Source organism: Streptomyces sp. NPDC058955, from assembly GCF_042741435.1.
GTDB lineage: Bacteria > Actinomycetota > Actinomycetes > Streptomycetales > Streptomycetaceae > Streptomyces.
Window position 1 is genome coordinate 1 of record NZ_JBHYKM010000195.1, and the last position, 8,380, is coordinate 8,380.

At 74.1% G+C, this 8,380-nt stretch carries 10 protein-coding genes; 1 reads left to right on the forward strand and 9 read right to left on the reverse strand.

What is annotated here, in order from left to right:
• Positions 1–1,110: DEAD/DEAH box helicase (locus ACFW1I_RS37145; RefSeq protein WP_384678338.1), on the reverse strand; the 1,110-nt coding region annotated here is incomplete at its 3' end.
• 287 nt (positions 1,111–1,397) lie between these two features.
• Here ACFW1I_RS37145 and ACFW1I_RS37150 point away from each other — a divergent pair.
• Positions 1,398–1,619: a hypothetical protein gene (locus tag ACFW1I_RS37150; protein WP_384678340.1), complete on the forward strand. Its 222-nt coding sequence runs from the start codon at positions 1,398–1,400 to the stop codon at positions 1,617–1,619.
• On the opposite strand, the gene ACFW1I_RS37155 is transcribed toward ACFW1I_RS37150, so the two are convergent.
• Genes ACFW1I_RS37155 through ACFW1I_RS37190 form a run of 8 tightly spaced genes read right to left on the reverse strand, consistent with a single transcriptional unit; the run spans position 1,603 to position 8,108 of the window.
• Positions 1,603–2,049 carry an SRPBCC family protein gene (locus ACFW1I_RS37155; protein WP_384678342.1) on the reverse strand — a complete coding sequence of 149 codons (447 nt, stop codon included), beginning with the start codon at positions 2,047–2,049 and terminating at the stop codon, positions 1,603–1,605. The two genes, ACFW1I_RS37150 and ACFW1I_RS37155, sit on opposite strands and share 17 nt — an antisense overlap.
• 25 nt (positions 2,050–2,074) lie before the next feature.
• On the reverse strand, positions 2,075–2,851 hold the full coding sequence (locus ACFW1I_RS37160; RefSeq protein WP_384678344.1) for an SDR family oxidoreductase: 777 nt from the start codon (positions 2,849–2,851) through the stop codon (positions 2,075–2,077).
• Positions 2,852–2,881: 30 nt separating this feature from the next.
• A complete protein-coding gene (locus tag ACFW1I_RS37165) occupies positions 2,882–3,949 on the reverse strand; it encodes a 2Fe-2S iron-sulfur cluster-binding protein (RefSeq protein WP_384678346.1) in 1,068 nt (355 codons plus the stop codon).
• The gene (locus ACFW1I_RS37170) at positions 3,930–4,169 is read right to left on the reverse strand and encodes a hypothetical protein (RefSeq protein WP_384678348.1); all 240 of its coding nucleotides are present in this window, start codon (positions 4,167–4,169) and stop codon (positions 3,930–3,932) included. The genes ACFW1I_RS37165 and ACFW1I_RS37170 overlap by 20 nt, the downstream gene beginning before the upstream one ends.
• Before the next feature lies 1 nt (position 4,170).
• Positions 4,171–5,331: a Rieske 2Fe-2S domain-containing protein gene (locus ACFW1I_RS37175; protein WP_384678350.1), complete on the reverse strand. Its 1,161-nt coding sequence runs from the start codon at positions 5,329–5,331 to the stop codon at positions 4,171–4,173.
• A gap of 25 nt (positions 5,332–5,356) precedes the next feature.
• A complete protein-coding gene (dmpG, locus tag ACFW1I_RS37180) occupies positions 5,357–6,391 on the reverse strand; it encodes a 4-hydroxy-2-oxovalerate aldolase (protein WP_384678352.1) in 1,035 nt (344 codons plus the stop codon).
• Positions 6,392–6,403: 12 nt separating this feature from the next.
• Positions 6,404–7,315, reverse strand: coding sequence for an acetaldehyde dehydrogenase (acetylating) (locus tag ACFW1I_RS37185; protein ID WP_384678356.1), 912 nt, complete (start codon positions 7,313–7,315; stop codon positions 6,404–6,406).
• Positions 7,316–7,322: 7 nt separating this feature from the next.
• Entirely contained in the window at positions 7,323–8,108 is a 786-nt protein-coding gene (locus ACFW1I_RS37190) for a 2-keto-4-pentenoate hydratase (RefSeq protein ID WP_384678354.1), read from the reverse strand.
• Between the last annotated feature and the right edge of the window lie 272 nt (positions 8,109–8,380).

The window sequence follows — 8,380 nt, forward strand, 5'->3', positions numbered from 1 at the left end:
CTTCATGAGCTTGCTGACCTCGTGCTTCTGCTCGGGCAGCACCAGCGTCACGACGCTGCCGGAGCCGCCGGCCCGGGCGGTGCGGCCGCCGCGGTGGAGGTAGTCCTTGTGGTCGGCCGGCGGGTCGACGTTCACGACGAGGTCGAGGTCGTCGATGTGGATGCCGCGGGCCGCGACGTTCGTCGCCACCAGCGCGGTGACCTGGCCGGTCTTGAACTGCTCCAGGGTCCGGTTCCGCTGCGGCTGGGTCCGGCCGCCGTGCAGGGCCGCCGCGCGGACACCGACGGACAGGAGCCGCTTGGCGAGCCGGTCCGCCGACCGCTTGGTGTCGAGGAAGAGGATGACCCGGCCGTCACGGGCCGCGATGCGGGTGGTGACGGCCTTCTTGTCGGTCGCGTCCTGCACGTGGAGGACGTGGTGCTCCATCGTGGTCACCGCACCGGCGGACGGGTCCACGGAGTGCACCACGGGGTCGGTCAGGAAGCGCTTGACCAGCTGGTCGATGTTGCGGTCCAGGGTGGCGGAGAAGAGCATCCGCTGCCCGTCCGGCCGCACCTGCTTGATCAGCTTGGTGATCTGCGGCAGGAAGCCCATGTCGGTCATCTGGTCGGCCTCGTCCAGCACCGTGATGCGGACGTCGTCGAGGACGCAGTCGCCCCGCTCGACCAGGTCGTTCAGCCGGCCGGGGCTCGCCACGACGACCTCGGCGCCGCGCCGCAGCGTGGCGGCCTGCTTGGTGATCGACAGCCCGCCGACGACGGTGGCGAGCCGCACGTTCACCGCGGTCGCGTACGGCGCCAGGGAGTCCGTGACCTGCTGCGCCAGCTCGCGGGTCGGCACCAGCACCAGCGCGAGCGGGGCCTTCGGCTGTGCGCGCAGTCCGGACGTACGGGCCAGCAGCGCCAGACCGAAGGCGAGGGTCTTGCCGGAGCCCGTCCGCCCCCGTGCCAGCACGTCACGGCCGGCGAGCGAGTCGGGCAGGGTGGCGCCCTGGATGGGGAAGGGCGTGGTCACGCCCTGGGCGGTGAGCGTCGCCAGGAGCCCCGCGGGCATGTCCAGGCCGGCGAAGTCGTCCACGGCGGGGAGCGCGGGCGTCGCGCTCTCCGGCATCCGGAACTCGCCGGACGAGGCCGGGGACGAGGCCGGAGCCGAGGCTGCCGAAACGCGCTTGCCCGGCTTCCGGGGCCTACGGGACATATATTTCTCTGCCTTTCTTCGAACTGCACGAACCGCGGACCGCGCGGACCGCGTGGAAAGCGGACCGCGCGTCGCGTGAACCGCGAACCGCGAACCGCGAACCGCGTGGGTCCGCGCATCGCGTCAACCGCTTACAGCACAAACCGGGGTGGGGGCCCCCGCCCGGGGGGGGGGCCCCGGGGGGCGGCGCGGGCCGCGCCGTGGCCGCGGTCTCGGTGTGCGGCCACGGCGTGCACCGGGAGCTGGAGCGGATCGCGCCCGCGGTGCGGGGCTGCGCCCGCTCGGTGTGGCAGTCGATGTTCGGCCCGGGCCGCCGCAGCGAGCAGCGCGAGCGGCCGGCCGGGGCGCTGGCGGCTGCGGGCGTGCCGCAGCCGTCGATGGACAACATGATGACCTGGCTGCGGTTCAGCGAATGGATGTGAGGCGTTCCCGGAGGGCGGCGAGGCCGGTGGCGTAGACGCCGTCGCCGAAGGCCGCCTCGACCTGCGGCACGAGCGCGTCCGGGGCGCGGTAGGCGGCGGACCAGCGGACCTCGGCGCCGTCGGGGTGCGGATGGACGGCGAGCGTGGCCACGTACGCCTCGACGGGCAGGGCGAGCGGGTCGAGCAGCGTGTACGAGTAGCGGCGGGCTCCCGGTTCGTGGGCGAGCAGCCGCTCGCGGGCGACGACCGTCCCGTCCAGGGTGAACACCCGGACGGTGCCGGGGAGTTCGGGGTCGGCGTCGTCCTCCAGGATGGCCGGCGGGACGTGCGGGTGCCAGTCGGCGAGGGTGGCGAAGCCGCCCGCGAGCGCCCAGACGGCGTCGGGGGCGGCGGCGATCACGAGCGAGCGTTCGAGGGTGCGGGGGTGCACGGGGCCTCCGTCGGGGCGGCTGGGGTCACCAGGTGCGGTCGCCGCGCAGGACGGCGTCGGCGCCGCCGTCCGCGAAGACGACCTGGCCGGTGACGAGGGTGTTCTCGGGCGAGGTGAGCCAGGCGATGAGCGGGGCGAGCTGCGCGGGCCGGGAGTGGCCGTGCAGCGGCATGGGGACGGCCCGCTCGACGAGGGCGCGGGTGTCCGGGTCGTCGAGGAGGGGCCGGGTCAGCGGGGTGAGGACCACGCCGGGGGCGACCGCGTTGAGCGGGATGCCGGCGCCGGCCCAGGCGGCGCCGGGGGCGGTGCGGCGGACCCAGCGGGAGACGGCGGCCTTGGAGGAGGAGTAGACGAGGTGGCCCTCGCCGCGGTCGACGGCCGCGCGGGCGGCGGCCACGGCGGCGTCCTCGTCGTCCGCGTCCGCGGCGGCGAGCACGGCGGGGTCGGTGGGGTGGACGGAGTCGATGGAGCCGACGACGAGCGCCCTCGGGTGGGTGCCGGCGGCGAGCAGCGGGCGCAGTCCGTCGAGGGTGGCGACGGCGCCGAAGTGGTTGACCCGGATGGTGAGCGGGTCGAAGTGGGCGACGCCCGCGCAGGAGACGACGGCGTCGAGCCGGCCGCCGGTGAGTTCGCCGGCGCGGGCGACGAGCGCGGTCCGGCCTTCGGGGGTGGACAGGTCGGCGCGGATGTCGCCGTCCTCCAGGTCGGCGGCGAGGACCGTGTGGCCGCGCTCCCGCAGGAGGGCCGTGGTGGCGGCGCCGATGCCGGAGGCGGCTCCGGTGACCAGGTACGTACGGGGCATGGCGGGTCTCCTCGTCGGAGGGGGCGGACGTCAGGAGTAGGTGATCGCGACCCGGTCGGTGAGCGGGCGGGCCTGGCAGGCGAGGACGTATCCCTCGGCGAGGTCCCGGTCGTCCAGGACCTCGTTGCGGGTCATCTCCACCCGGCCCGCGACGACCCGGCAGGTGCAGGCGCTGCACGCGCCCTCGCGGCAGGAGTACGGGGCGTCCACCCCGGCCGCGAGGAGCGCGTCGAGCAGCGGGGCGCCCGGCGGCCAGGCGACCGTCCGGGTCTCGCCGTCGAGTTCGACGGTCACCTCGCCGCCGCTCCCGTCCGGTGCGGCGACCGGGTCGGGGGCGTCGAAGACGTCCCCGGACAGGGAGAAGTACCGCTCCCGGTGGATGCGTTCGCCCGGTGCGCCGAGCGTGCGCAGCGCCTGCTCGACGGCGTCCATGAGCGGGCCGGGGCCGCAGACGAACGCCTCCCGGCCGGCGTACGGCACGAGTGCGGCGGCGAGCCGGTCCGGCACCGGCAGGCCCTGGAGCGATTCCAGCCAGTGGAGCACCAGGAACCGCTCGGGGTGGGCCTCGGCGAGGGCGCGCAGCTCGTCGCGGAAGATGACCGAGGTCTCGTCCCGGTTGGCGTACAGCAGGGTGACCCGGCCGCGGCCCGCCGCGAGGACCGACTTGGCGATCGACAGGACCGGGGTGATGCCGCTGCCGCCGGCGACGAGCAGCAGGTCCTGGTCGAGCGAGTCCGGGGTGAAGGTGCCGGCCGGGGGCAGCGCCTCCACCTCGTCGCCCACGGCCAGGTGGTCGCAGACCCAGTTGGAGCCGTAGCCGCCGGCCACCCGTTTGACGGTGACCTTGAGCGGCTCGCCGGTGTGCGGCGAGCTGGCCAGGGAGTAGCAGCGGGCGACGGGCCCGCCGTCCGGGCCGGGCAGCCTCAGGGTGAGGAACTGCCCGGGGCGGTGGGCGAAGCGGTCCGCGCTCTCCGGCGCGGGCCGGAGGACCAGGCTGCGGGCGTCGGGCGTCTCGGCGACGACCTCGACGATCCGCAGCCGGTGGGTGCGGGTCCCGGTGGCGGCCGGGGGCGCCGGCTCAGACGTCGACACGGACATCGTCGACCTCCAGGGTGCCGTCGGCGACGGCCTGCTCGATGCTGGACCGCAGGGCCCGGCAGGTCCGGATCCGGGCGCTGGCCGCGCCCTGGCCGACCCGGTCGCGGAACTCGGCGCAGGCGACGGCCGCGTCGGCGGTCCACTGGACGGAGGTGTGAGCGGGGGAGAACTTCTCGCAGAGGACCCGGTTTCCGCAGGCCAGGCACTGGACGGTCCGCATGTCAGGGGGCTCCGGCTTCGGTCTCCGCCGCCGCGCGGCGGGCCAGGTTCTCGTCGACCTCCGCGCGCCAGGCGGCGTTGGCCCGCCGGGTGTCGACCTCGAACTCGAAGCGGCGGGTCATCTCGTCCTTGACGTCGGCGACGTCGACGTAGAACTGCTCGTACCAGCGCCGCAGTTGGTAGACGGGGCCGTCCTCCTCGGTGAGCAGCGGGTTGTCGATGCGGGTCTTGTTCCGCCAGATCTCGACGTCCTGCTCGAAGCCGACGGTGGCGCCCTCGGCGGTGGCCGCGGCGGCCTCGGCGGCCTGCTCGTCGGTCATGCCGGGCAGCCGCTTCACGATGGCGCCGTACTGGAGCATGAAGCTGTCGGCGTCGATCGGGTAGTGGCAGTTGATGAGGACGATCTCCATCTCCAGGCCGCCGCCGACGTCGCTGTAGAGGTGGTCGATCATGTAGGAGGGGCCGTAGTAGGAGGCGTCGGAGCGCAGCCGGCCGGAGCTGAGGGTGCCGAGTTCCATGTCGCCGCGGGGGCTGCTCTCCATGTACTGGGTGGCGACGTGGCCCTCGAAGACGTTCTTGAAGTACTCGGGGAAGGCGTAGTGCACGTAGTAGAAGTGGGCCATGTCGACGACGTTGTCGACGATCTCGCGGCAGTTCGAGCCCTCCACCCGGAGGGTCTTCCAGTTCCAGTCGCTCCACTGGTCCGCCTCGGGGCCGTGGACGCCGTCGAGCTCGGGGACGGTGACCTCGGGGGGCGGCGGGTTGCCCTCGGGGTCGTGCCAGACGAAGAGCTGCCGGTTGCGCTCCAGGGCGGTCCAGGCGCGGGTGCGGGCGCGCGGCGGGACCCGGCGGGCGTACGGGATGCCGGCGCAGCGGCCGTCGCCCGACCAGCGCCAGTCGTGGAAGGGGCAGGCGACGGCGTCGCCCTTGACGGTGCCGTGGGCGAGGTTGCCGCCCATGTGGGGGCAGTGGGCGTTGAGGACGTGGAGGGCGCCGTCGTCCTGGCCCTGGAAGACCACGAGCTTGGTGCCGAACGCCTCGATCTCGTGCGGCGCGCCGTCCTTGAAGGTCTCGGCGAGGCCGAGGCAGTGCCAGCCGCGCGCGAAGCGGGCGGGCGGGCGGCCGGCTTCGATGACCCGGGCCTCGTCGTCGAGAGCAGTCATCACGTTCTCCTCGGGTGTGGTGGGTTCAGTTCCGGGCGGCGGCGAGTTCGAGGGCGATGTCGATGAGCTGGTCCTCCTGGCCGCCGACCAGGCGCCGTTCGCCGGCCCGCAGCAGGATCTCGGCGCCGGGGACGCCGTACCGCTCGGCCTGCCGGTAGGCGTGCTTGAGGAAGCTGGAGTAGACGCCGGCGTGGCCCATGAGCAGGGCGAGCCGGTCGAGCCGGCACTCCTCGTCCATGACGGGGCGGACGACGTCCTCGGCCGCGTCGATGATCTTCAGGACGTCGATGCCGGTGCGGATGCCCATCTTGGCGCAGACGGCGACGAAGGCCTCGACGGCAGTGTTGCCGGCGCCCGCGCCGAGCCGGCGGGTGGAGCCGTCGATCTGAAGGGCGCCGGCCTTGACGGCGGCGACCGAGTTGCCGGTGCCGAGGGCGAGGTTCTCGTGGCCGTGGAAGCCGACCTGGGCGTCGGTGCCGAGTTCGGCGACGAGGGCCTGGACGCGGTCGGTGACGTCGTCCATGACCATGGCGCCGGCGGAGTCGACGACGTACACGCACTGGCAGCCGGCGTCGGCCATGATCCGGGCCTGGCGGGCCAGGTTCTCGGGGGTGGTGGAGTGGGCCATCATCAGGAAGCCGACGGTCTCCAGGCCGATCTCGCGGGCGAGTCCGAAGTGCTGGACGGCGATGTCGGCCTCGGTGCAGTGGGTGGCGATCCGGCAGACGTCGGCGCCGTTGCCGTGGGCGGCCCGGATGTCGTCCTTGACGCCGAGTCCGGGGAGCATGAGGAAGGCGATCCGGGCCCGCCGCGCCGTCTCCACGGCGACCTTGATCAGCTCCTGTTCGGGGGTCTTCGAGAAGCCGTAGGTGAACGAGGAGCCGCCGAGGCCGTCGCCGTGGGCGACCTCGATGACGGGGACGCCGGCGTCGTCGAGGGCGGCGACGACGGACCGCACGTCCTCGGCGGTGAACTGGTGGCGCTTGGCGTGCGAGCCGTCGCGCAGCGAGGAGTCGGTGACGCGGATGTCGAGGGTGTCCGAGTACGGGGTGGGGGACATGGCTGGGGCTCCTTAGGCGCCGGGGGCGAGGAGCGCCCGGGCGAACTCCTCGCCGACCTTCGTGGCGGCGGCGGTCATGATGTCGAGGTTCCCGGCGTACGGCGGGAGGTAGTCGCCCGCGCCCTCGACCTCCAGGAAGATCGCGACGCGCGCCATGCCGCCGTTCTCGGGGCTCGGGTCGTCGAACTGCGGCTCGCCGCGCAGCCGGTAGCCGGGGACGTACGCGGCGACCTGCTCGGCGACCTCCTTCACGGAGAGCGCGACGGCGGCGCGGTCGGCGTCCTCGGGGATGGCGCAGAAGACGGTGTCGCGCATGATCACGGGCGGGTCGGCGGGGTTGAGGATGATGATCGCCTTGCCGCGCGCGGCGCCGCCGATGGTCTCGATGCCGCGGGCGGTGGTGCGGGTGAACTCGTCGATGTTGGCGCGGGTTCCGGGGCCGGCGGAGACGGAGGCGACCGAGGCGACGATCTCGGCGTAGGCCACCGGGACGACGCGGGAGACGGCGTACACCATGGGGATGGTGGCCTGGCCGCCGCAGGTGATCATGTTGACGTTGGGCTGGTCGAGATGGGCGCGGAGGTTGGCGGGCGGGACGACGGCCGGGCCGACGGCGGCCGGGGTGAGGTCGATCGCCCTGATGCCGAGCTCGGCATAGCGGGGGGCGTTGGCGCGGTGGACGTACGCGCTGGTGGCCTCGAAGACGAGGTCGGGCCTCTCGTCCTGGGCGAGCAGCCGGTCGACGCCCTCGTGGGTGACCTCCAGGCCCAGCCGGCGGGCGCGGGCGAGGCCGTCGCTCTCGGGGTCGACGCCGACCATCCAGCGGGGTTCGACGAGCTCGGAGCGCAGCAGCTTGTACAGCAGGTCGGTGCCGATGTTTCCGGAGCCGACGATGGCGGCGGTCGCCTTGGTCTTGCGGGTCATCATCACCTCAGGTGAAGGAGAGGGAGACCGGGCCGAGCCCGGTGAAGTCGGCGGTGCAGGTCGCGCCGGGCTCGACGTCGACGGCCCGGGTGCACGAGCCGGGCAGCACCAGGTGCCCCTTCCGCAGGGGGACGCCGAAGCGGGCGACGGTGCGGGCGAGCCAGGCGACGGAGACGGCCGGGTCGCCGAGGACGGCGTCGCCGCGGCCCTCGGCGAGGAGTTCGCCGTCGCCGTCCGTCAGCCGGGCCTCGATCGCCCCGAGGTCGAGGCCGCGGGGGGAGCGGCCCTCCCCGATCACGAAGCCGGCGGAGGAGGCGTTGTCGGCGATGGTGTCGGCGATCGTGATCCGCCAGTCGCGGATCCGGCTGTCGATGAGTTCCAGGGCGGGCACGACCCGTTCGGTCGCCGCGAACACGTCCCGCGGGGTGCAGCCCTCCCCCGGCAGGTCGTCGCCGAGGACGAAGCCGACCTCGACCTCGACGCGGGGGTGGCAGTAGCGGGCGACGGGGACCGGGACGCCGGGGGGCAGCTCCATGTCGTGGAGCAGGTGTCCGTAGTCCGGTTCGTCGACGCCCATCATCCGCTGCATGACCGGTGAGGACAGGCCGACCTTGTGGCCGCGCACCTCGGCGCCGGCCGCGAGCCGCCGCCGGATGTTGACGAGCTGGATCTCGTACGCGTCCTCGGTGTCGATCCCGGGGTACGCCTCGCTCAGCGGGGCGACGGGCGTGACACCGAGCTCGGCGGAGCGCAACAGCTCGGCCGCCTCGTGTCGCTGGCGGTCCGTGAGCATGAGGGGTCCCTCCTGGGGGCGGTGGGGCTGACTGTCCGGCGAGGCTAGGCCGCGCCCCGGCCCCCGAGGGAGCCCCGATTCCCGGTGAGCGGGAAACCCTCCGCGAGGGCACGTCGCGAGGGGTGCGACCCTGCGTACGCGGGCCTTCCCACCTCCGGGCGAGCGCGCCCCGTGCGGCGCACGTCTGCGTACGTGCGAGCACGCCCCGCGCGGCGCGCGCCCGCGTACGCGGGGCCTCCCCGCCCCCGGGCGAGCACTCCCTGGGGGGGGCG